The organism is Massilia sp. PWRC2 (assembly GCF_049896725.1).
GTDB lineage: Bacteria > Pseudomonadota > Gammaproteobacteria > Burkholderiales > Burkholderiaceae_D > JAFCUW01.
In genome coordinates, this window is the sequence record NZ_JAFCUW010000011.1 from 97,896 (window position 1) to 117,394 (window position 19,499).

General features: G+C 62.2%; 25 protein-coding genes. 19 read left to right on the top strand and 6 right to left on the bottom strand.

All coding sequences use genetic code 11. The features are described 5' to 3' along the window. Position 1: 1 nt before the first annotated feature. From ACP7BZ_RS19590 to ACP7BZ_RS19615, 6 genes are all read left to right on the top strand, one after another. Positions 2 to 274, top strand: a complete 273-nt coding sequence (locus tag ACP7BZ_RS19590; RefSeq protein WP_426116256.1) for a hypothetical protein — start codon at positions 2 to 4, stop codon at positions 272 to 274. A 70-nt stretch (positions 275 to 344) separates the two neighbouring features. After that, positions 345 to 1,523 carry an AAA family ATPase gene (locus tag ACP7BZ_RS19595; protein WP_426116258.1) on the top strand — a complete coding sequence of 393 codons (1,179 nt, stop codon included), beginning with the start codon at positions 345 to 347 and terminating at the stop codon, positions 1,521 to 1,523. A 15-nt stretch (positions 1,524 to 1,538) separates the two neighbouring features. Next, complete coding sequence (locus ACP7BZ_RS19600; protein WP_426116260.1) at positions 1,539 to 2,894, top strand: CpaF family protein; 1,356 nt, start codon at positions 1,539 to 1,541, stop codon at positions 2,892 to 2,894. Between the two features lie 24 nt (positions 2,895 to 2,918). After that, positions 2,919 to 3,899 (top strand): type II secretion system F family protein, encoded by a 981-nt coding sequence (locus ACP7BZ_RS19605; RefSeq protein WP_426116262.1) that lies wholly within the window; start codon positions 2,919 to 2,921, stop codon positions 3,897 to 3,899. An 8-nt stretch (positions 3,900 to 3,907) separates the two neighbouring features. Then, positions 3,908 to 4,849, top strand: coding sequence for a type II secretion system F family protein (locus tag ACP7BZ_RS19610; protein ID WP_426116264.1), 942 nt, complete (start codon positions 3,908 to 3,910; stop codon positions 4,847 to 4,849). Positions 4,850 to 4,889: 40 nt separating this feature from the next. Continuing rightward, positions 4,890 to 6,002 (top strand): LytR C-terminal domain-containing protein, encoded by a 1,113-nt coding sequence (locus ACP7BZ_RS19615; RefSeq protein WP_426116266.1) that lies wholly within the window; start codon positions 4,890 to 4,892, stop codon positions 6,000 to 6,002. A 37-nt stretch (positions 6,003 to 6,039) separates the two neighbouring features. On the opposite strand, the gene ACP7BZ_RS19620 is transcribed toward ACP7BZ_RS19615, so the two are convergent. The 5 genes from ACP7BZ_RS19620 to ACP7BZ_RS19640 form a co-directional block, all read right to left on the bottom strand. Next, positions 6,040 to 6,813, bottom strand: a complete 774-nt coding sequence (locus tag ACP7BZ_RS19620; RefSeq protein WP_426116268.1) for a GIN domain-containing protein — start codon at positions 6,811 to 6,813, stop codon at positions 6,040 to 6,042. A 23-nt stretch (positions 6,814 to 6,836) separates the two neighbouring features. Continuing rightward, complete coding sequence (locus tag ACP7BZ_RS19625) at positions 6,837 to 7,061, bottom strand: hypothetical protein (RefSeq protein ID WP_426116270.1); 225 nt, start codon at positions 7,059 to 7,061, stop codon at positions 6,837 to 6,839. Between the two features lie 234 nt (positions 7,062 to 7,295). Then, the gene (locus ACP7BZ_RS19630) at positions 7,296 to 7,694 is read right to left on the bottom strand and encodes a hypothetical protein (protein WP_426116272.1); all 399 of its coding nucleotides are present in this window, start codon (positions 7,692 to 7,694) and stop codon (positions 7,296 to 7,298) included. Positions 7,695 to 7,773: 79 nt separating this feature from the next. Continuing rightward, complete coding sequence (locus ACP7BZ_RS19635; protein WP_426116274.1) at positions 7,774 to 8,004, bottom strand: hypothetical protein; 231 nt, start codon at positions 8,002 to 8,004, stop codon at positions 7,774 to 7,776. A gap of 134 nt (positions 8,005 to 8,138) precedes the next feature. Further along, entirely contained in the window at positions 8,139 to 8,513 is a 375-nt protein-coding gene (locus ACP7BZ_RS19640; RefSeq protein WP_426116276.1) for a DUF5710 domain-containing protein, read from the bottom strand. Positions 8,514 to 8,758: 245 nt separating this feature from the next. On the opposite strand from ACP7BZ_RS19640, the gene ACP7BZ_RS19645 reads away from it, so the two are divergent. Beyond that, positions 8,759 to 9,331 (top strand): SOUL family heme-binding protein, encoded by a 573-nt coding sequence (locus ACP7BZ_RS19645; RefSeq protein ID WP_426116278.1) that lies wholly within the window; start codon positions 8,759 to 8,761, stop codon positions 9,329 to 9,331. A gap of 33 nt (positions 9,332 to 9,364) precedes the next feature. Here the strand turns inward: ACP7BZ_RS19645 and ACP7BZ_RS19650 are convergent, their stop codons facing one another. Further along, positions 9,365 to 10,414, bottom strand: coding sequence for a stealth family protein (locus ACP7BZ_RS19650; protein WP_426116280.1), 1,050 nt, complete (start codon positions 10,412 to 10,414; stop codon positions 9,365 to 9,367). Positions 10,415 to 10,980: 566 nt separating this feature from the next. Here ACP7BZ_RS19650 and ACP7BZ_RS19655 point away from each other — a divergent pair. From ACP7BZ_RS19655 to ACP7BZ_RS19710, 12 genes are all read left to right on the top strand, one after another. Then, complete coding sequence (locus tag ACP7BZ_RS19655; RefSeq protein WP_426116282.1) at positions 10,981 to 12,312, top strand: tyrosine-type recombinase/integrase; 1,332 nt, start codon at positions 10,981 to 10,983, stop codon at positions 12,310 to 12,312. A gap of 604 nt (positions 12,313 to 12,916) precedes the next feature. Next, positions 12,917 to 13,135, top strand: coding sequence for a hypothetical protein (locus ACP7BZ_RS19660; protein ID WP_426116284.1), 219 nt, complete (start codon positions 12,917 to 12,919; stop codon positions 13,133 to 13,135). Between the two features lie 196 nt (positions 13,136 to 13,331). Next, complete coding sequence (locus ACP7BZ_RS19665) at positions 13,332 to 14,180, top strand: hypothetical protein (RefSeq protein WP_426116285.1); 849 nt, start codon at positions 13,332 to 13,334, stop codon at positions 14,178 to 14,180. Between the two features lie 107 nt (positions 14,181 to 14,287). After that, positions 14,288 to 14,491, top strand: coding sequence for a DNA-binding protein (locus ACP7BZ_RS19670; protein WP_426116287.1), 204 nt, complete (start codon positions 14,288 to 14,290; stop codon positions 14,489 to 14,491). After that, entirely contained in the window at positions 14,482 to 14,901 is a 420-nt protein-coding gene (locus ACP7BZ_RS19675) for a helix-turn-helix domain-containing protein (protein ID WP_426116289.1), read from the top strand. Before ACP7BZ_RS19670 ends, ACP7BZ_RS19675 begins: the two co-directional genes overlap by 10 nt. Then, a complete protein-coding gene (locus ACP7BZ_RS19680) occupies positions 14,895 to 16,184 on the top strand; it encodes an AAA family ATPase (protein WP_426116291.1) in 1,290 nt (429 codons plus the stop codon). The genes ACP7BZ_RS19675 and ACP7BZ_RS19680 overlap by 7 nt, the downstream gene beginning before the upstream one ends. 192 nt (positions 16,185 to 16,376) lie before the next feature. After that, a complete protein-coding gene (locus ACP7BZ_RS19685; RefSeq protein WP_426116293.1) occupies positions 16,377 to 16,559 on the top strand; it encodes a hypothetical protein in 183 nt (60 codons plus the stop codon). Between the two features lie 235 nt (positions 16,560 to 16,794). Then, a complete protein-coding gene (locus tag ACP7BZ_RS19690) occupies positions 16,795 to 17,022 on the top strand; it encodes a hypothetical protein (RefSeq protein ID WP_426116295.1) in 228 nt (75 codons plus the stop codon). A 123-nt stretch (positions 17,023 to 17,145) separates the two neighbouring features. Then, complete coding sequence (locus tag ACP7BZ_RS19695; RefSeq protein WP_426116297.1) at positions 17,146 to 17,613, top strand: type II toxin-antitoxin system PemK/MazF family toxin; 468 nt, start codon at positions 17,146 to 17,148, stop codon at positions 17,611 to 17,613. Between the two features lie 407 nt (positions 17,614 to 18,020). Next, positions 18,021 to 18,605 (top strand): recombinase family protein, encoded by a 585-nt coding sequence (locus tag ACP7BZ_RS19700; RefSeq protein ID WP_426116299.1) that lies wholly within the window; start codon positions 18,021 to 18,023, stop codon positions 18,603 to 18,605. A gap of 104 nt (positions 18,606 to 18,709) precedes the next feature. Then, on the top strand, positions 18,710 to 18,979 hold the full coding sequence (locus ACP7BZ_RS19705; RefSeq protein ID WP_426116301.1) for a helix-turn-helix transcriptional regulator: 270 nt from the start codon (positions 18,710 to 18,712) through the stop codon (positions 18,977 to 18,979). Continuing rightward, on the top strand, positions 18,980 to 19,498 hold the full coding sequence (locus ACP7BZ_RS19710) for a hypothetical protein (protein ID WP_426116303.1): 519 nt from the start codon (positions 18,980 to 18,982) through the stop codon (positions 19,496 to 19,498). The last annotated feature ends 1 nt before the right edge of the window (position 19,499 follow it).

Genomic DNA, 19,499 nt, shown 5'->3' on the forward strand with positions numbered 1-19,499 from the left:
CATGATGCCCCATTTTCCGCTGCGCTACACCGCCGTCCTGCTGGCCGTGGGCGTGTCTGCCTGCACCACTCCATCGTTGTCGGACGACACTGCCGGCGCGCTGGCGGTGCGCGCCACGCTGGCCTCGCAGATCGCCCATCCTGACGCCGTACGCAACGCCAATCCGGTGAACGGCATCGATGGCGCCGCTGCATTGCAGGCGCAACAAAAATACGAAAAATCGTTCGGCACCAAACCCACCGGCGCCGATACAACGCTGGTGCAACGCCGATGAGTCGGCCGCAGGGGCCGCCACTGACAGCGGCCCGGCAGATCGATGCCAGCGCCTGTTTTGGGAAACGATGATGAATACCTTGCTGATCAGCCGCGACGGCCTGCTCCACGACGACATCGCTGCCCAAGGCGGCGCCCGGGTGCCACCGCTGCGTATCGGCGCCATCCGGGCCAGCCTGCGCGATGCGCTTGACCGTATACTGGCCGAGTCGCCCGAACTGGTGATTATCGACGCCAACAATGGCGACGCCGCCGAGGCCGGCCTGCTCGATCGCTTGTGCAAGCAGTACGCGGCGGCCCAATTCATTTTGCTCACTGGCGCCATCGACCAGCATGATTTGCTCATTCGCGCCATGCGTGCTGGCGTGCGCGAAGTGCTGCAATTGCCGCTGATGCACCAGGCGTTCCACGAAGCGCTCGACCGCATCACCCACACTAGCGCCATCCAGGCCCTGCACGACGGTAAAGTGCTGGCCTTCATCGCCTGCAAGGGTGGCAGCGGCGCCACCTTCATCTCCACCAATTTCGGCCATGCGCTGGCCACCCTGGCCAATAAAAAAGTCATTCTGATCGATTTGCACGGCCAGTTCGGCGATGCCGCCCTGTATGTATCGGACCAGAAACCGGTCATGACGCTGGCCGACGTCTGCGGCCAGATCGCCCGTATCGACGGGCCCTTCCTCGAATCGTGCCTGGTCAGCGTGGGCACCGGCTTTGGCGTGCTGGCGGCGGCCGACGATCCGCTCAAGGCGGGCAACCTCAAGCCCGAGCAGATGGATACGCTGCTGCGCGTGGCGCGCCAGCATTACGATTTCATCGTGCTCGACGTCGGCCGCCAGATCGATGCCATTTCGCTGCGCGCGCTCGACAATGCCGACGCCATCTATCCGATCCTGCAACTGGCCCTGCCAGACATCCGCGATGGCCGCCGCCTGCTCGATATATTTCGTTCACTCGGCTACCCCACCGACAACACCCGGCTGATCGTCAACCGCTACGAGAAGGGCGGCAAGCTGCGGCTGCAGGATTTGCAGGCGGCCCTGGGCGCCGAAGTGCTGCACACCATCCCCAACGATTACATGGCGGTGACCGATTCGGTCAATCAGGGGGTGCCAGTGCTCCAGCTGTCGCGCTCGTCCGCAGTAGCGCGCAGCCTGATTGAACTGGTCGATCTGGTGGTGACGCGCCGGGTCACGGAAAACAAGGGCTTGTTCGAGCGTATTTTTGGACGCGGTGACCACGACCTCTAACTTGACGGAGCGATCATGACTTTACGCGAACGGCTGGCAACAACGGAGGTGGCGCAGGTGGCGCCGGCAGCGGCAACAGCGCTGTCCGATGCGTTCAATCAGGCCTACCAGGACCTGAAAAAAAGCATGCACCAGATGATCCTCGACCGCATCGACCTCGAGCGGCTCAAGCGTCTGACGGCCGAGCAGTTCAAGCATGAGCTGGCGCTGCTGATCCAGCGCATCATCGAAGAGGAGCGGATCGTCCTCAACCAGAGCGAGCGACACAATCTGGTGCTCGACATCCAGCACGAAATGCTCGGCTTCGGTCCGCTCGAGCCCTTGCTGGCCGACCCCACCGTCTCCGATATTCTGGTCAACACCTGCGCGCGCGTCTACGTTGAACGGCGCGGCAGGCTCGAGCTGACCGAGGTGACCTTCCATGACAATGCGCACTTGATGAAGATCATCGAAAAAATCGTCTCGCGGGTGGGCCGGCGGGTCGATGAGTCGAGCCCGATGGTCGATGCCCGCCTGGCCGATGGCTCGCGCGTGAACGCCATCATTCCGCCGCTGGCGGTCGATGGTCCGATCCTGTCGATCCGGCGCTTTTCCGTGCAGCCGCTGACGGTGCAGAACCTGCTCGATTACAAAAGCGTGACGCCACCCATGGTGCAGGTGCTGCAGGGTCTGGGCATGGCCAAGGTCAACATCCTGATCTCGGGCGGCACCGGAAGCGGCAAGACCACCTTGCTCAACCTGTTGTCAGGCTTTATTCCCGCTAACGAGCGGATCGTCACCATCGAAGACGCCGCCGAGCTGCAACTGCGTCAGCCGCACGTGGTGCGCCTGGAAACGCGCCCTGCCAACATCGAGGGTAAAGGCGAAGTGACCCAGCGCGCGCTGGTGCGCAACGCCCTGCGCATGCGGCCCGACCGCATCATCCTGGGCGAAGTGCGCGGTCCCGAGGCGATGGACATGCTGCAGGCGATGAATACCGGCCACGAAGGTTCGCTGGCGACGATCCACTCGAATTCCCCGCGCGATGCGCTGGCGCGGCTGGAAAACATGGTCGGCATGGCCGGCGCCAACCTGACCGTGCATGCCACCCGCCAGCAGATCTGTTCTGCCATCACCGTGGTAGCGCAGGTGACCCGGCTGACCGACGGCGCCCGCAAGATCGTCAGCCTGCAAGAGATTACCGGCATGGAAGGCGACATCATCGCCATGCAGGAAATTTTTCGATTCGAGCAGACCGGGGTCGGCGCCGACGGCCGGGTGCTCGGTCACTTTCGTGCCACCGGCGTGCGCCCGCGCTTCGCCGACCGCTTGCGCCAGTTTGGCGCCCAGGTTGCCGACGCGGTCTACAACCCTGACCGCATGTTCGAATAATTCTCACCGATCGACGGGGCCGATATGGATGGCATTTTTTACGGTTTTGCAGTACTCATTTTCGCCGCCGCGATTTTGCTGGCGGAGGGCGCGTACCTGTGGTGGATCGACAGCCACGGCGGCGCCGCGCGGCGCATTGAACGGCGCTTGCGCCTGATGTCGGGTGGTCCGCGCACGGTGGCCGAGCGCATTTCGATCCTCAAGCAGCGGCGCTACAGTCAAAGCGATGGCATCGACCGCCTGCTGCATCAGCTCGCGCCCGCGCGCGCCATCGACACGCTGCTCCAGCAAGCAGGGATGAAGTGGACGGTCGCCCAGTTTTTTGCCAGCAGCGCCGCTCTGCTGGGCGCCGGTTTGCTGCTGGTGCAACTGTGGCCATCGGTGCCGTTGGCGTTACGCATGTTGGCAGCGCTGGCATGCATGTCGCTCCCGTATGGCCTGCTGCGCCGCGAACGCACCCAGCGACTGCGCAAAATCGAACTGCAGCTACCCGAAGCGGCCGACTTCCTCGCTCGCGCCATGCGCGCCGGCCACTCGTTCAACAACGTGCTGCAAATGGTCGGTACCGAACTGGCCGAACCCCTGAGCGGCGAATTTCGTAGCGCCCACGAGGAAATCAACTACGGCGTGCCGATGCATGACGCATTGACCAATATGGCCAGCCGGGTTCCCCTGACCGATCTGCGCTATCTCGTCGTCGCCGTGCTGATCCAGCGTGAGGCCGGCGGCAACCTCGCTGAAATCCTCACCAACATCAGCTCTATCATTCGTGCCCGCCTCAAACTGATCGGCCAGGTGCGGGTACTGTCAGCCGAGGGACGCATGTCGGCCTGGGTGTTGGGCCTGCTGCCGTTTGCTCTGCTGCTGCTGATGACGCTCACCAGCCCCAGTTACATCACCGTCATGTGGACCGACCCGATCGGCGTGCGCATGCTGTGGTACGGCGCTGGCATGCTGTTGCTGGGGGTGCTGTGGCTGCGCAAGCTCATTCATATCCGCATCTAGGAGCCGCGATGGACGCATCCCAGCTGATCTATCTGTTGATTGTTTTTGTCGTCGTCGGCGGCGTCGCTGCAGCATGCCTGATGATCGTGTCGCCACGGCCGATCCGCGACCGGCTCGATACCTTTGCCGACCATCCAGCCTCCACACAGCTCGAAAATAGCGGCTGGGTCGAGCGCGTCGCCAAGGTCGCCGAGCCGTTTACCAGGCTATCGCTGCCCGAGGAAGGCTGGGAAAAATCGGCGCTGCGCACGCGCTTTATGAACGCCGGCTGGCGCACGCAGTCGGCGCCGACCTTGTATTTTGCCTCCAAGACGGTGCTGGCACTGGGTCTGCCGGCGCTGGTGGCGCTGGCGCTGGTGCTCACAGAACACCTGCTGGCCGGCCAGCGCCTGATGCTCGTGCTATTTGTTTGCGCCAGTGCCGGCTATTACCTGCCCAATCTGGTGCTAACGCGCCTGGTGCGGCGCCGTCAGCGCGACATTTTCGAGAGCATTCCCGATGCGCTCGACCTGCTCACCGTGTGCGTCGAGGCCGGTTTGAGTCTCGAGCGTGCACTGATCAAGGTGGCTGGCGAAATCCATATCAAAAGCCTGGTGCTGGCGCAGGAGCTGCAGCTGGTCTTGATGGAAATGCGCGCTGGTTTTTCGAAAGAAAAAGCGCTGCGCAATTTTGCCCTGCGCACTGGCGTCGAAGACGTCGACACGCTGGTGGTCATGCTGATCCAGTCGGAGCGCTTCGGCACCAGCATGGGCGCGGCACTGCGCGTCCACGCGGACAACCTGCGCACCAAGCGCCGCCTGATCGCTGAAGAAAGTGCCGCCAAGATCGCGCTGAAATTGATGTTCCCGCTGATCTTCTGCATTTTTCCGACGGTGCTGATGGTGCTGATCGGCCCGGCGATGATCCAGATCGTGCACACCCTGATGCCCACCCTGGCTGGTACCAGTTGACGTCGCCGCGCCAGTGCCACCATCACCTTGGAGGATTGCCATGCATCTCACCGTCAAGACCCTCGCCGCCGCCTGCACCAGCACGCTGCTGTTTGCCTGTGCCGACCTGGGCCATGTCGGCAAGGCGCCGTTCATCAGTGCCGACGATGTCTATTTGCTGGCGCGCCAGCAGCACCTGGCAGCGCGCCTGCCGGCTGCCTTCGACAGTTATCAGCTCGCACTGCGCGCCGATCCGCGCCACCTGAACGCCACCAACGGGATGGCCACGCTGTATGCCGAGCAGGGCCAGCTGGCGAAGGCGATCGGCATGTGGCACGCGCTGTCGATGAGCGCTGCTGACAGCGCCGCCACCGCTTTTATTCACGGCAATCTTGGCTACGCCTACCTGCTCAACGGCGACTATCAACTGGCCGTCGCCTCGCTCGAACGGGCGTGCGCGCTCGATCCGTTCAGCGCCCGCGCCTGGCGCCACCTGGGTAACGCACTGTCCAAGCTGGGCCAGGACGAGCGCGCCGACCGCATGCTGCGCCAGGCGCAGATGCTCGAGCAGCACGATCTGCGTCGCGATTACCTGCTGACCGCTGCGACCCCGCTAGCGGCGGTAACCGACATCGACGGCGCTCTGGCGATGGCCAGCGCGGCCATCATGCCGACCGCGTCGACGGCGCCGGCAACGCATCGCCACGACGGTGTTGCGTTGCCGGCCAGTGAAGTGCGCCAGACCGGCCAGGCCACGTTCGAACTGCAGCGGCCCCAGTTTGCTGCCGCTAGCCCGCGCGCGCGTCCCGTAGCCACGCGGTCGGAGGACGAGGTGGCGGCGCCGCCGCCGGTGCGCGTCGAAATCCGCAACGGCAACGGTGTCACCGGCATGGCCCGCGCGCTGTCGGCGAGCATTGCCGACGAACACACCCGCGTGGTGCGCTTAACGAATCAAACAGGGTTTAGGGTAGCGCAGACGCGGGTTGAATTTCGCCGTGGTTTCAGCAGCGCTGCTTCGCACCTGGCCGACCAGTTCGGCGGCGAAGCGGTGCAGGCAGTGCCCGGCGCCAACGTTGATCTGCGCCTGGTACTGGGGCGCGATCTGGCGCGCACGCAGAGCGAGGCGCGCCGGGTGATTCGCGCTGCGCTCGATCGTACTGCCCGGGCCGGCTGATCCCGGCGCGTCATCTGGCAGCAGTGATCGCCACCAATCAATCCCAATTGACACTGCCCAGTCCCGTCGATGTCGCCTTGCGCGTGGCCGGCTTGCCGTACACGGTCGCCGAGCCGAGGCCGCTCAAGATCAAGTTGGCATGGTTCTTGGCAAACACGGTGGCGCTGCCCAGACCCGTCAGTTTGAGGTCGACGCTATCGGCGCGCAGTTCGCGCGCTTCCAGGCTGCCCACGCCACCTAGTCGTGCCGTGAGCAGCCTGCTCGAGCCGTTGATTTCGATCTGACCGGCGCCGCGCAAGTTCAAGTCGACCTTGTCGCTGTCGGCGGTATGCAAGGTCATGCTGCCGACCCCGCTAAGGCGGGCATCGACGTTGTGATAGCGGCTCGTCATCACCACCGTGCCGGCGCCATCGAGCGCCAGGTGCACCTGCTGGCCGGTAAACCCGCTAATCTCCGCAGCGCCCACGCCTTGCGACACCAGTTCAGTAAAGTTCGGCAGGGTCAGCTCGGCGCTCAAGCGATCCTTTTGATCCTTGCCGACATGCAGATGACGCTCACGCTCTAATTCGATCAGCAAGGTATCACCACGCTGCGTGGTGACGACTTTGGGAACATAGCGAGCGTCGCCGACGATGAGCAGCGATGCCACCGGCCCTTGTTTGAGGCGCAAGTCAATCACGCCACCGAGCTTGATCCTGGTAATGCGGGCATCGACAGCGCGCGTCTCGCTGCTCTGTTGCTGCGCAACAGCATTGGCGGTGATGGTCGCCAGGCCAATTGCCAGGACGGTGCTGCTGATCAATCTGAACATGATGACGCTCCCCTTCCGTTAGATCAATTGACCAGTGCAGCTTTCTGGGCGGCGCTGAGGCGTTTTGCCGTGATGGTCACCACCGTCATGGGGGCGCCAGGCGCGGTCATCACGCTGACCTGTGTGCGCACCATGGGCGCGATCGGCGTGCTGCGATGAGCGGGCACACTGGCCCCCGCAAGCGTGCTGACCGAGGCCAGGGCGAGGGCGGCGATGAAGATGATTTCCATGTGTTTGGCGGCGTTCATGCTGGGGTCCTTGTTCGTAAATGTTCTGGCTTGTGTGAACTATAGCCAGCCACTTACAACCAGTCCGTCACATTGCGACAGACTGCACGAACGCTGGTACAGGGGGTGATAAACGGCAATGGCCGGCGCCAGCGACTTGGCGTGACGGTACGATGCAGCGCCTTGCCTTGCCTTGCCTTGCCATGCCTTGGCGTGGCCTAGCGGTGCGCTTGTGCGGCTCACAGCGAACATACATCAGCGATGGCGGCCGCCCGCACGCGGGCGCCCACCGCCGTGTGGCCGGCTGTTGCCGCGGCCATGGCGACGCGCACCGCCGTGAAAGTTATTGCGTGCACCACCGTGATAGCGCGGGCTGGCGTGATAGCGGGTGCCGCCGTAGCCATACCAGGGGTCCAGGCGCACTGGCGGTCCGCCATAGTATGGGTCTGCCGAATACGGTAGATAGACCGGCGCCGCCCCCATCGGCACCGATGAATTCGAATAAGCGACTGTGGCGTCACTATATCCCACCCCGGTGGCGGGATAGACGGCGCACCCGCCCAGCATCAGCAACAGTGCCGCACCGAGCACCAGCAGTGGCGCGCGATAGCGGGAGTGACGGGCGGACTGGCGTGAGCCAGGAGCGAGTGGCATGGCAACCTCCCAAAAAGAGCGTCGCACGGCATTGTGCTAGGCGTGGCCGCGCAGTGAGGCGCTGCCGTCGTGGCCGATATCAGTGCAGTTCGCTGCTACCGTCACGTGCTGCGATGCAGGCGCCCACGTGGCAGCCAGTATCGTATTCCCATTGCAGGAAGGGCTCGTCGTACTGCATGACCACTGCCGGCGCGGCGCCCTGGTCGAAACCATCCTCGACGCCGGCCAGAAATACGGAGACATCCTTGACGCCGAGCGCACTGGCGATCTGCGTCAGTTCGGTGGCACTGTCGATGTGGATATGTTTCATGGCACTCACTCCCAGTCTGGTGAACAACAGACAGTGTAGGCCCCAGGCCGGAACAATCCTAGGGAGCCACACCCGGCTGCAAGTAAGCGCCCTCCTACCCGGCAATGCGTGCCGCACCCGGCCGCCGCCGCCTGTTATCTAGTGGGACGACTTGCGCGCACCGACGCCATCAGCGCCGTGCTGGCGCCATGTGCTGCCTGCCAGCCGCTGCGTACCAGCAGGGGCGCGCAGTGATCGCATGCAACGAATGGGCTGCAATCATGCTCTAGTTCAAGGTAATGCGCGCCGACCACCGGCTCGCCAGCGTATGCATCGATGCGCGCCTTGTCGGACACGGTGGCGCCAGCGGCGGCGCCGTCCGCGCCCGGCTGGGGCGACAGCAGCCATTGCGCAAACGGTGCCGTGGACTGGCCATCGGGCACATACCAGCTGCGGCGTTCCTTGTTCCAGCGGGCGCCGAGCGCCTTCGCCTGATCTTTTTCTGCGTAGGGGACGTTGAGAATTTTCATGGGTGTCCACTATACCGGTTTATCCCGCGCCACAGGGGGGCGGCATCGCCCATGGCATGCGTCGCCTGCACCAGCGCGTCGCCCCCGCGCATGATACGATCAAGGTCCACTCCTACCGCTGCCGGCGCCCGCACATGACGATTGATTTGCCACTGCGACCACTGCAACGACCGCGGCGACGCGCGCGGGCCTGGCGCGTCGCCCTGGGCGCCGCTCTGACATTTCTCACAATGGTCGCCTTCCCCATGACAAGTCACGCGACAGAAGAGCCCGAATACAAGGTCACCGGCCAGTTTGGCGACATCGAGATACGCGAGTATGCCGCATACACGGTCGCCGAGGTGCTGGTGGCGGGCAGCGCGGAAGAGGCGGGGAATGCGGCATTCCCGATTCTGGCAAGCTATATTTTCGGCAACAATGTGGGCGCAAGCAAGTTCGCGATGACAGCGCCGGTCACGCAGACGGCCGCTCCCGTCAAGCTGGCTATGACGGCGCCGGTGATGCAACAGGCCGCAGCAGGCGGATTTCTGGTGCAATTCGTGTTACCGCGCGGCGTGACGCTGGCCGCTGCACCGAGGCCGCTGGACGCCCGTGTCGGATTGCGCGAAATGCCGCCGCGGCGCGTGGCGGCCATCCGTTATTCGGGCTTTTGGTCCAAAGCAAACTACCGTGAACACCACGCCAAGCTGCTCGATGGCTTGCAGCGCGCCGGACTGGTGGCGTCGGGCGACGCCGTGTACGCGCGTTATAACGCGCCGTTTACGCCGTGGTTTATGCGACGCAACGAAATTTGGCTGCCCCTTGGCGCGGCGCCCTGAGATCGAGCATCCTTGAGCGGCGCCGCCGCTCCCTCAGCCGGGCACTGCCAGCGGATCGTCGCGCATGGCCGCCGCGGCCGCCGGACTAATTTCCATTTCAAACGGTGACGGTTGCGTCAGCAGTTGCGCCAATGTGCGTTCAATCCGCAGCAATTCGGGGGCGTCTGCCGCCGCATTGTCGCTGGTGTCATTGATGCAAAAAAAGTGCAGATGACCGCAACGTGCCAGCAATTCCTCAAATTGTGCAGGGGCGTCGGCAGCGCCGCTCGACAGATACATCGAGGCGCATTCGCGCACGATCGCCTGCCCGCTCTGCACCATCGAGCGCGGCACCAGGTCGGGAATCAGCGGTGGCACTGCCCAGGAGCGAAACACGGTGCTGCGTACCTGCGCGAACAGTTCAGGCGCATCCTGTTCGAGCTGGCGCATCACGCTCAGCAGCATCGGCCGCGGCGAGTGCGAAAAAATGCGGTGGTTGTGGCGGTAGCCTGGATCGCGCGCGGACAGCCATGCACGCGAGAGCAGTGAGGCATTGACCAGGGCGCTCTCATGGGCTTGCATGGCCGCATAGTCGGTCAGCAGCGCCGCTTCCTTGAAGACGGCAACGCCGCTGTCGGAAAACCACCAGGCCGGATCGAACGGTGCGCCGAGAAACACATCGTCATTGAGATACACAAAGCGTTCAGACAGGCCGGGGATGTGGTGCAGGTACGATTCGATGTGGCCAGAGTCAAACACCGGCAATGCCGCTGCCGGCATCAATGCACGATGATCGACGATGCTGATGCCGGGTCCCTCGCGCAACCAGCCGGGACGCTGGCCGGCGGTAACGATGTACACATGCCCATGCTCAGGAAAAAACTGTTGCAGCGCGCGCAGGTTGTAGCGCAATTCCCCATTGTCGCGATAGCGGCCGGAGACGTCGGCATACGGCGCCTCATCGTTGCGTCCGGCCGCACGGGCCTGCGCCGCGCGGCGCTGCGCTTGCCACGATGGATCGCTGCCATCGACCCACAGATACACAATGTCGATGGCGGCAGCGTCAGGCTGCAGCGGGTGGCGCTGGCTCAGGCGAGGTGGCATGGCGCAGCACCGCGAAGCAGGCAGACGGACACATGGCAAAAGCTGGCTGAGTCGCCATGTAGTGATGCAACGACGGGACGACGGGTAGTCATGGTATTTCTCCCTGGAATTGCTGGGATTATACTGAAAGCAAAACAACCTGAATTGTTAACGATATAAATTTGCAAGAGTTGGGTGCAGAATCGTAGAGTCAGCAACGGTTCATGCCGGCGCTGCAGCGGCGCTGCAATCAGCGCGCTCGGGTGCTGATACGGACGCTGCCGTTGCGGCGTGCAACGGTCGATTGTGATGGCGACAAAAAAAGGGTTACAAGCCGATGCTTATAACCCTTTGACCTATTAGGCGATTCTGGTGCCGACTGCCGGTTTCGAACTGGCCACCTGATGATTACAAATCCCCGTATTTAAGTATTTAGGGGCGTTGATCTGTATATCGTTTTAGTCGTAATATCAATAAAATCAAGGACTTGGCAGTTGATCGGTATAGATTTGCATACTGGTAAATTGCGGTCTATACTCGTTTTTGGGGTACCCGTGGGGTACCGATGCTGAAATGAGGGCCTGACAGTGGCAAAGATAAAGTTCACAGCCGGCCGGGTGGCGGAGTTTCAATGCGGTGCAGACGGTGGGCGCGCATTCCTGTGGGACAGCGCCGCGCCGGGTCTCGGCCTTTGCGTGACGGCGACTGGTGCGAAGTCCTACATCTTTCAAGGCAAATTAAAGCGCCAGGTCATTCGCATTAAAATTGGCACGCCGAGCACCTGGTCGATTCCTCTTGCCCAAGCGGAGGCGCGGCGCCTCAAAATAATGATCGACAGCGGGCAGGACCCGCGGCAAGTGAAGGCCAAAGGATTGAGGGCGGAGCAAGACGAGCGCGACCGCGAGCGCGAAGAAGACGCCGCCGCCCAGGCCCGCCAGCTTCGCGAGTCAGTCACCCTTGGTGCGGTTTGGCCCGTGTACGTCGCAGAGCGGTCCCCACTGTGGTCGGCGGTTCATATTGCCTCTCACTCGAAACTGATTCACGCCGGCGGGGAGGCGCGCAAGCGAAGCAAGAAAGAGACGAAAGCTGGACCGCTCGCCGCGTTCGCGGACGTGCGCCTGGCTGAGCTGAGCGCGGAACGGGTCGAGGCGTGGGCGAGGCTGGAAGCGGCGACGCGCCCCAGCGGCGCCCGCTTAGCCTTGCGATTGCTCAAAGCCTTCCTGAACTGGTGCGCCGGCCACCCCCTTTATTCGCAAATCGTAAATGGCAACGCGGCCAAGAGCAGCAAGGCACGAGAAAGTCTGGGCAAGCCAAAGGTGAAGCACGACCTTTTGCAGCGCGAGCAGCTGGCCGCCTGGTTCGGCGCCGTGCAAAAAATCAGCAATCCGGTTATCGCCGCCTACTTGCAAACGCTGCTGCTCGTTGGCGCGAGGCGCGAAGAGCTGGCCGCCTTGCGCTGGGTCGACGTCGATTTCCAGTGGTGCAGCATGAAGCTGGGCGACAAGATTGAAGATTTTCGGATGGTGCCCTTGACCCCCTACGTTGCGCACCTGCTGGCCAACCTGCCGCGCCGAAATGAATGGGTGTTCTCAAGCCCCGCCGCAGCCGCTGGCTACATCGCAGAGCCACGCCACGCCCACAACGAGGCGGTGGCCATCGCTGGCCTGCCGCACCTGACCTTGCACGGATTGCGTCGCAGCTTTGCAACCCTGTGCGAGTGGACAGAAACACCGTCCGGTATCGCCGCCCAGATCCAGGGACACGCGCCCCAAGGAGTGCGCGAGCAGAACTACATTCGACGGCCGCTCGATCTTTTACGCAAGTGGCACATAAAGATCGAATCCTGGATGCTTGAGCAGGCGGGCATTGAGTTTATGCCAGAGGCCCCGGGGCTGCGGGTTGTGTCCGCTAACAGCTAGGCAAGCCTAATGTTGGCGGCGGCCCTGATATGTAAAGCGGCCTCGATCAGCAGATCGCTACCAATCGGCATACGAAAGTATACATGGGCGTTGACAATTTTTCGCTTCCGATGATAATATTGAAACAGATGGTCTCTCGCCGACCTTAACGCGAACTATATCGCAGTACACCCTTGGATTGTCCGATGCGGGGGAGCTGCAATATTAAGAGTGTGACATCCTACGTTCATCAGCTGCTAAGCACCCATACGGGGGCAGCGATGAAGTTGACAAGGGAACACGGACTAAACATACAACCGCTATGTCTAGTCCGTTTGCATTTCCGCTTTCGAAAAGCGATGGGCTAGATCTAACCTAAAAAGGTTTTGATCATGCACACATTTCCATCCCTCGAGTCTGAAACCCGCAGCCATGTCGAAACGGCCTGCGCCGGTTTCCATCTTTCCCGCTCGCCACAAACCATGCGCACTTGGGCCTGCCAAGAGACGGGCCCGCTACGCCCCGCCCGCATTAATGGGCGCCTGGCTTGGGCCGTGTCCGACCTCAAGCGCATTTTGAACGGAAGCCAGACGGCCGCAAGCCCTCAGCCATCCCAGGGCGCGCGATGACCGCCGAGGTGGCGCTGCTCTTGAACGCGCAGCGAATGCTCGTTGCCGCCCAAACCACTTTGCTAGACCTGGCCGAACAAGTTGGTCGAGGGGAGCGGCAAGGCCGTGACGGCGAAACCGCGATGGCGATCGGCGCAATCAGTGGGCGAATCAGCGACGCGCTGGATCTGTTGTTCGACGCCGACGGGCCCGCGCCCAGGCTGGCGGACGCATGAGGCTGCTATACGCGTGCGCCACCAGCGGCGCCGGCGCGCCAATCGGCCCCGCCGACGACACCCCCACATGCCCACTATGACGCCGCACTTGCGGTAACCGTCTAAGCCCCAGCCTAGCTTTAGCGGGCGAAAAGCCGAGTCCTTCCTCGGCCTGGCTGGGGCCCTCATTTCGAAGGTGACACTTGAAGGAGTGTTTATGCGCCCACCCGTGCCTATCAGCACGCTGTCCGATGCTGCCAAGTGGATGTCTGAATTGTCGGGCGCCACGATGACCGAACGCGAGGTCCTAGGCCATGCGTTCAATTTCCAGTGGGCCGCCGAGCGCCCCCGCGGCGAGGGCGATGAACCGGCTGCGCAAGGCATCACGGCGGCCGCGCGCGAGGCGGAGCGGATCGTTCAGGTGATCATTCCCCGCGACGTAGAAATGCGGCTTCGCCAGTGGCGCCTCGACGGCTACACCGACCGGCCCGTCACGCAGGCGGAGCGCATCATCGCGCTCGACAGCTACGAGCTGTTCGACCTGCTCACCTACGACTGCACCGAGTTGAACCTGCCGCGCCTGACCGACCCTTACGAGGGTGACGAGTACGCCGAAATCGTGCTTGATGGTGCCATGGTCAATCAGGCGCAGGTGCGCATCTGCGCGCGGGGACTTTACATCCTGGCGGCCTGGTGGCAGTCGACGGTGGGCGCCGCCGGCCGCGAGGCGCCCGACGATACCGCAGCGCCAGCTCGCGCAATCCAAGGATATATCCCCAGCCCCGCAAAGCGCAAAGAGCCCGCTGGCGGCGACACGCTCACGGCGCTGATCTGGTCGGTCTGCTACGACCTGGCGGAGGCAGGACAGCGCGCCTCGCCTGTGCCGGTCATGGCCGAACTGAAGGTCCGCGCCAGCGATCCTGACGCAAGGCGGAAAGGTTCATTGCTGTCAGCGGTGGCCGGCGGGGTGAAGTGGGAAGACGCCAGCGGCGAGCAAAAGGAATTGACCATGCCGCAGCTCGAGGCCCGGGTGGGTGAGTGGCGAAAGGCGGTTTCCAATGGATAGCCCGAGGCCAATCACAGGGACCCACAGGGGAAACACAGGGGCGCTGGCAATCACATTTCAGGACGCATACATTTTGCATCACCCGCAATCACAAAAGGTGTCACGACATGACGCAAGATCACAAATCGGAAATGCCCGAAACGCTCACCACCGCCGCTGCAGCCGCCGCGTTCAACCGCAAGCCGCATACCCTGAACCGCTGGGCATGGACAAACACCGGCCCGGTAAAGCCTGTGCGCATCAATGGGCGCTTGGCTTGGCCCGCGGCAGCAATCGCCGACGTCCTGCGCGGGGTGACGCCATGCGCATAAAGCAAAACGCCCCCGATAACGGAGGCGCTCAGGTCGACCATGCTGGCGGGCGCGGTGCGACGGGGCAAAGCAAAGTATTCGACTGCGGTGCTGATCATATCAGCAAGCTGGTGCAAGAGCTACAGGCCAATGGGCTGGGGCTGGCGCGCACGTCAGGCCAGGTCCAGAACGCCACCCTACGCAAGGCACTGGCCTACTTGGGCCCGCGCGGTCTCGGCACCTACGAAGGCGCCGCGGCCGGCTATCCACGCCTGGCCGCGCGCATCAATGACCTGCGATCGGCCGGCTGGCGCATCGCATCGCGGCGTGAGAACCTGATCGGGCCCGATGGGCTTAGGCATGAGCAGGTGGCGCGCTACGTGCTCCTTGCACAGCCACAGCGCATGGAAGATGGGTGTGCGCCATGCTGAACGAGAAATGGAATGCCCTGGGCGATTGGAGCCCGCTCGCGGCTCTGCAACGAGTGAGCGAGACGAAGTGGCTGGTCGACGGGATCATTCCCGCTGGGTCAATCAACTGGATGGTTGCCGCGCCGTCCTCGTTCAAGACTTTCTTGGCGCTCGATATGGCGACTTGCGTCGCCAGTGGCCGACCCTGGCACGGACGCGAGACTGATCAGGCCGTGGTGCTGTACATCGCCGGCGAAGGCGACGACGACATTCACGTCCGACGCGCTGCCGCCGACCTCGCCGCTGGCGACACCGGGCCGATGCTGATCGTACAGATTCGGCCCCGACTCGACGAGCCGCAAGGCCTGGCCACGCTGCTGGCGCTGGTTAATGACGTAACCTATGACGGCCGCGGGGGTGGTGCAATCGACTTTCCAGAAATTCAGTCCTACTACGCGAATTCGATGAACGGGTATTTGACCGAGGATGAGCGCACGGAATTCGACTTCCTCGACGAGACATCAGCCGGAGATGACGCCAGAAAGTACGGTCTTCGCCTATCCCGCCCAAGATTTTCCGTTTGGGATGAAGCCATCGCGCAAGTGTTCGAGGATATGAACTTGCAAATGCCCGGGGGCGTCCCCCGCGCTATCGCCAGAAATGTCCTGGTGGTGATCGACACCTATAGCCAGACCAGCGCCGACGATACCAAGGCGACAGTAAGCCGATACGTGAAAACTCTGCGCGACTTGCAGGAAAAGGCGGCTGCCGCGGGCGGCACGGTGACAGTGCTGGTGGTCGACCACACCACCAAGGGCGGCGACACCTACATGGGCAGCTTAGCGAAGCTGGGGGATAGTGACACCATGATCGAGGTCGATCGGCGCGGGCAAGATAGTTCCGTCACCCTGACCAGCGCCAAGATGCGCAGCGGCGCCAGTTTTGAGCCGGTGCACCTCGACCTAACCCCTTTCATGCTCGACGGCTTCACCGATGCCCTAGGGCGCACCCTGACCAGCCTGGTGGTGACAGACGGGGAGCACGGCCACCGCATCAGGAAGGCAGCGGGCACGAACGGCGACACCGCCGCGGCGCTCGTCCTGTCCCTGCTTACCGAGTCGGGCGCGTCAGCGAAAGGCGATCTGAAAAAGGAATTTTTGGCGCACAAGTCGAACGAGGGGAAAAATGCCGAATCGACGGCGCGAGCATTTAACCGCGCGCTCACCACTTTGTTGGAAAGCGGTGTCGTCCGTATCGATTCCGACAGTGTCGTATCGCGTTCGGATGGGGGCGTCGAGGTGTAGGAATCGTAAATCGGACATCGGACACCACCCCCCATCATAGATGGTGGGAGTGTCTGTCCGCCCTGTCCGGTCCTTTCATAGGAGGACATTCAAGCTTTTTTCGATGTCCGGTTCGATGTCCGGACGCAGCATGCACGTAAAAATCTGCGCGCAAAAAATTACCACTTGCGGTTTTATGCGAATGAACAGCCCATGAAGCGAATCCCGATTGGCCGCCGTGTAGGTGAAGATCACCAGAACGCAGTACTCACCGACGAAGAGGTCCAGGTGATGCGCGATATGCGCGAGCAAGGCCGAACCTACGAATGGCTGGCGGATAAGTTCGAGGTGAGCAAATCGTCGGTGGCAAAAATTTGCAAGTACCAGCGTCGATGAGGATTTCCGCGCCATACCCCCGGGTGTGCGCGCGATATAGAAGCATTCCCGCTTGCTTCGCCCGTGCATGCGCGCAGGATATAGGGGTTTCGGGAGCACTACACGCCCAGGCGGGCGCGATATAGGGGGCGCCGCGGGTGAGACGCTGCGCGCTTCAAACCCTACACTTCAGGCGCGTGCGCAAGCGCGTACGCGCGATATAGAGCAGCACCGATTTATTAAAGGACGCGACACCATGAAATCAGACACACTTACGCAGCCGACGCTGCCCATGGGAAAAAACAAAGGGCAACCGATCAGCGCGATGCGAACCCAGTATCTGCTCTGGCTGCTCACGCAGGAGAATATCCGGTCCAAGTACCGCAGTGCCGTCGACTCGATACTGGCAGAGATCCGGACGCGGCTTGCTAAGCCTGGTCTAGTCGAGGCGGAGCTGGCGGCCGGCGTAGACGACTTGGTCTAGCAACCTTCGTGCGTTCGGCGTGGCGCTTTCAATACCCACCTTTTTGCGCTGATGCCCTGTGAATAACTTTGCTAGCGCGGCCTATAATGACTGCCTTACAGAATGAACAACTAACAGGCGGTTATGGCATTGTCTTTCCAACCCAAAGTAGGTGGTGTCTTGATGTGCGACTTCGAAGGATTCGTAACACCCGAAATGGTGAAAAAACGCCCGGTGGTCGTCATCGCAAGGAACAGGGCTAATAAGATGTTGGTAACTGTCGTTCCCCTCAGTACGACGGAACCTGACGTGATGGAGCCACATCACTACCAACTTCCAAAGAACCCAGTCCCTGCTCTTAAATCGAAGAAATGCTGGGCTAAATGCGATATGTTGGCGACCGTGTCGATCTCTCGAATGGATCGATTGAAAAATGGATGGGAACGTGTTGTCCCCGAAGTGACGACCGCCGATCTGAATGCAATTCGCTTGTGCGTTGTCAATGCGCTACAGTTGAAAAACACCATACTCGGATTGCAACCCGCCGCCTTGACGATTGCCGGGGCAGCTCCCGAGATCGTCGAAAATGTTCCCTTTGATGCAATCAAATAATGGTCTACTGTGACGCGTAGGGATGCGTAGCGACACGTAGGGACACAAACTGATACACACAGGCGTGTTAACAAAAACGGCGTTTGTGGCATAATGTTCGGGTACCCATATGGGACTTGAAGCCTTCTGGAAACAGAAGCCAGGTTCAGCGCCCGGCGACGACAAGCCTGCTGACTCTGTGAACAGGGCACTCTTCGGAGTGCCCTTTGTCTTTTGCGCCATCGTTTTGGCCAGCCCGCATGTGTCTATGCATTGTGCTCCCTCCCGTTGCCTCTTGTTCAAAATCGACCGTATTTGAACACAGGTAAAACCTTGTACAAGCGACTGTTCAAAACATACTATTTGACCTTATGAACATGTTCAAATATATTGATACTTAATTGAACAGGTATTCACAGGGGAACGCAATGGCGGTATTTGCATATGGGCGGGTAAGCACCAGGGACCAGACCACGGAGAATCAGCGCCGGGAGATCGAGGCCGCCGGCTACGCGATCGGCTTTTGGTTTGCCGACGAGGGCGTCAGCGGCAAGGTGCCGGCGGCGCAGCGGCCCCAGTTCGCCAAGATGATGCAGCAGATCCGAGACGGCGAAACCCTGGTGGTGACGAAGCTCGACCGGCTCGGCCGCGACGCGCAGGACATCGGCGCCACGATCAAAGCGCTGGCCGCGCGCCGCATCGAAGTCATCGTGCTGCAGCTGGGTAAGCTCGATCTCGCATCGGCCGCCGGCAAGCTTATGCTGAACATGTTGGCGGCCGTCGCCGAGATGGAACGCGACCTGCTGGTCGAACGTACCCAAGCCGGGCTGGCGCGCGCGAAGGCTGAGGGCAAGACGCTGGGCCGCCCGACGCTGACCACAGACGCGGATCGCCGCGCGATCACTGAGGCGCACGCGAGCGGCGTGTCGATCAGCGCGCTGGCCCGCCTGCACAACCTCTCACGCGCCACCGTGATGCGAATCGCGAAGCCCGACGCAAGCGCCGCAGCCTGACCGGCCGCACGGTCCACCAACACGAGCCGCCTTCGGGCGGCTCTTTCGTTTGGGGTCCGCGCAAGGTGTACGTGACTTCAGGAGAGGCCGCTACGCTTCAAGACATGCCACCACACCCCGCGCCCCAGTTGATAAGCCTCACCGCCACCGCTACCAAGCTGGGCGTGGGCAAGAGCACGCTCCGCCGAATGATCGCCCGCGGTGAGTTCGTCAGCGCGGTGCAGGTGGCGCCGCGCCGAATAGCGTTTGTGGAGGCCGAAGTGGAGGAATGGATCACGCGCCGACCGCGCGGTCCGCTGCCGCCTCCCGCAATGCGCTGGCCGTCTGCGTCGCGAGCTGGGGCACTCATCGATTCCACAACTGGGGGTGCCTAGATGTCTTCATTCTCGGCGAATGTCGCCGCGGCGGCCATTTCGGCGCGCCCGCTGGTGCACGCCCCACAAGGATTGCGATTCGTCGAGACCAGCATGGTCGACAAGCTGCCGGTCGTGCAAGAACTGATGCGCGAACACTGGGAAGAGCTGGTGCTCGACGCAAAAGCGATGCCCCTCAGGCTGGACGAGGCGCGTTACCGCGGCCTTGAAGCAGCAGGGATTTTACTTTGCATCGTCGCCTACGACGGCGACCAGATCGTCGGCTATTCGGTGGGCGTTCTGTTCAACCACCCGCACCACGGTGACGTGCGCACCCTGAGCAACGACTCACTCTTCCTCAGCAAGCCATACCGAAAGGGCCTCAACGGCGTGGGATTGATGCGCGCCACGGAGGCCGCGGCCGCCAGACACGGTGCGGCGATGATCACGTGGAACGCAGAACCCGGAACTTCGCTGGAATCGCTTTTACCCGCATTGGGCTATGCCCCTATGAATACTCTTTACGGAAAAGGAATCTGAT

Bases quoted from the DNA above. Each gene is read 5' to 3' on its own strand.
- ACP7BZ_RS19595 (WP_426116258.1), top strand. From the start codon at position 345: ATGAATACCTTGCTGATCAGCCGCGACGGCCTGCTCCACGACGACATC.
- ACP7BZ_RS19685 (WP_426116293.1), top strand. From the start codon at position 16,377: ATGAAGCGAATCCCGATTGGCCGCCGTGTAGGTGAAGATCACCAGAAC.
- ACP7BZ_RS19630 (WP_426116272.1), bottom strand. From the start codon at position 7,694: ATGCCACTCGCTCCTGGCTCACGCCAGTCCGCCCGTCACTCCCGCTAT.
- ACP7BZ_RS19650 (WP_426116280.1), bottom strand. From the start codon at position 10,414: ATGCCACCTCGCCTGAGCCAGCGCCACCCGCTGCAGCCTGACGCTGCC.
- ACP7BZ_RS19615 (WP_426116266.1), top strand. From the start codon at position 4,890: ATGCATCTCACCGTCAAGACCCTCGCCGCCGCCTGCACCAGCACGCTG.
- ACP7BZ_RS19645 (WP_426116278.1), top strand. From the start codon at position 8,759: ATGACAAGTCACGCGACAGAAGAGCCCGAATACAAGGTCACCGGCCAG.
- ACP7BZ_RS19700 (WP_426116299.1), top strand. From the start codon at position 18,021: ATGGCGGTATTTGCATATGGGCGGGTAAGCACCAGGGACCAGACCACG.
- ACP7BZ_RS19640 (WP_426116276.1), bottom strand. From the start codon at position 8,513: ATGAAAATTCTCAACGTCCCCTACGCAGAAAAAGATCAGGCGAAGGCG.
- ACP7BZ_RS19670 (WP_426116287.1), top strand. From the start codon at position 14,288: ATGACGCAAGATCACAAATCGGAAATGCCCGAAACGCTCACCACCGCC.
- ACP7BZ_RS19675 (WP_426116289.1), top strand. From the start codon at position 14,482: ATGCGCATAAAGCAAAACGCCCCCGATAACGGAGGCGCTCAGGTCGAC.
- ACP7BZ_RS19710 (WP_426116303.1), top strand. From the start codon at position 18,980: ATGTCTTCATTCTCGGCGAATGTCGCCGCGGCGGCCATTTCGGCGCGC.
- ACP7BZ_RS19690 (WP_426116295.1), top strand. From the start codon at position 16,795: ATGAAATCAGACACACTTACGCAGCCGACGCTGCCCATGGGAAAAAAC.
- ACP7BZ_RS19625 (WP_426116270.1), bottom strand. From the start codon at position 7,061: ATGAACGCCGCCAAACACATGGAAATCATCTTCATCGCCGCCCTCGCC.
- ACP7BZ_RS19695 (WP_426116297.1), top strand. From the start codon at position 17,146: ATGGCATTGTCTTTCCAACCCAAAGTAGGTGGTGTCTTGATGTGCGAC.
- ACP7BZ_RS19620 (WP_426116268.1), bottom strand. From the start codon at position 6,813: ATGTTCAGATTGATCAGCAGCACCGTCCTGGCAATTGGCCTGGCGACC.
- ACP7BZ_RS19665 (WP_426116285.1), top strand. From the start codon at position 13,332: ATGCGCCCACCCGTGCCTATCAGCACGCTGTCCGATGCTGCCAAGTGG.
- ACP7BZ_RS19590 (WP_426116256.1), top strand. From the start codon at position 2: ATGATGCCCCATTTTCCGCTGCGCTACACCGCCGTCCTGCTGGCCGTG.
- ACP7BZ_RS19605 (WP_426116262.1), top strand. From the start codon at position 2,919: ATGGATGGCATTTTTTACGGTTTTGCAGTACTCATTTTCGCCGCCGCG.
- ACP7BZ_RS19660 (WP_426116284.1), top strand. From the start codon at position 12,917: ATGACCGCCGAGGTGGCGCTGCTCTTGAACGCGCAGCGAATGCTCGTT.
- ACP7BZ_RS19680 (WP_426116291.1), top strand. From the start codon at position 14,895: ATGCTGAACGAGAAATGGAATGCCCTGGGCGATTGGAGCCCGCTCGCG.
- ACP7BZ_RS19610 (WP_426116264.1), top strand. From the start codon at position 3,908: ATGGACGCATCCCAGCTGATCTATCTGTTGATTGTTTTTGTCGTCGTC.
- ACP7BZ_RS19705 (WP_426116301.1), top strand. From the start codon at position 18,710: ATGCCACCACACCCCGCGCCCCAGTTGATAAGCCTCACCGCCACCGCT.
- ACP7BZ_RS19600 (WP_426116260.1), top strand. From the start codon at position 1,539: ATGACTTTACGCGAACGGCTGGCAACAACGGAGGTGGCGCAGGTGGCG.
- ACP7BZ_RS19635 (WP_426116274.1), bottom strand. From the start codon at position 8,004: ATGAAACATATCCACATCGACAGTGCCACCGAACTGACGCAGATCGCC.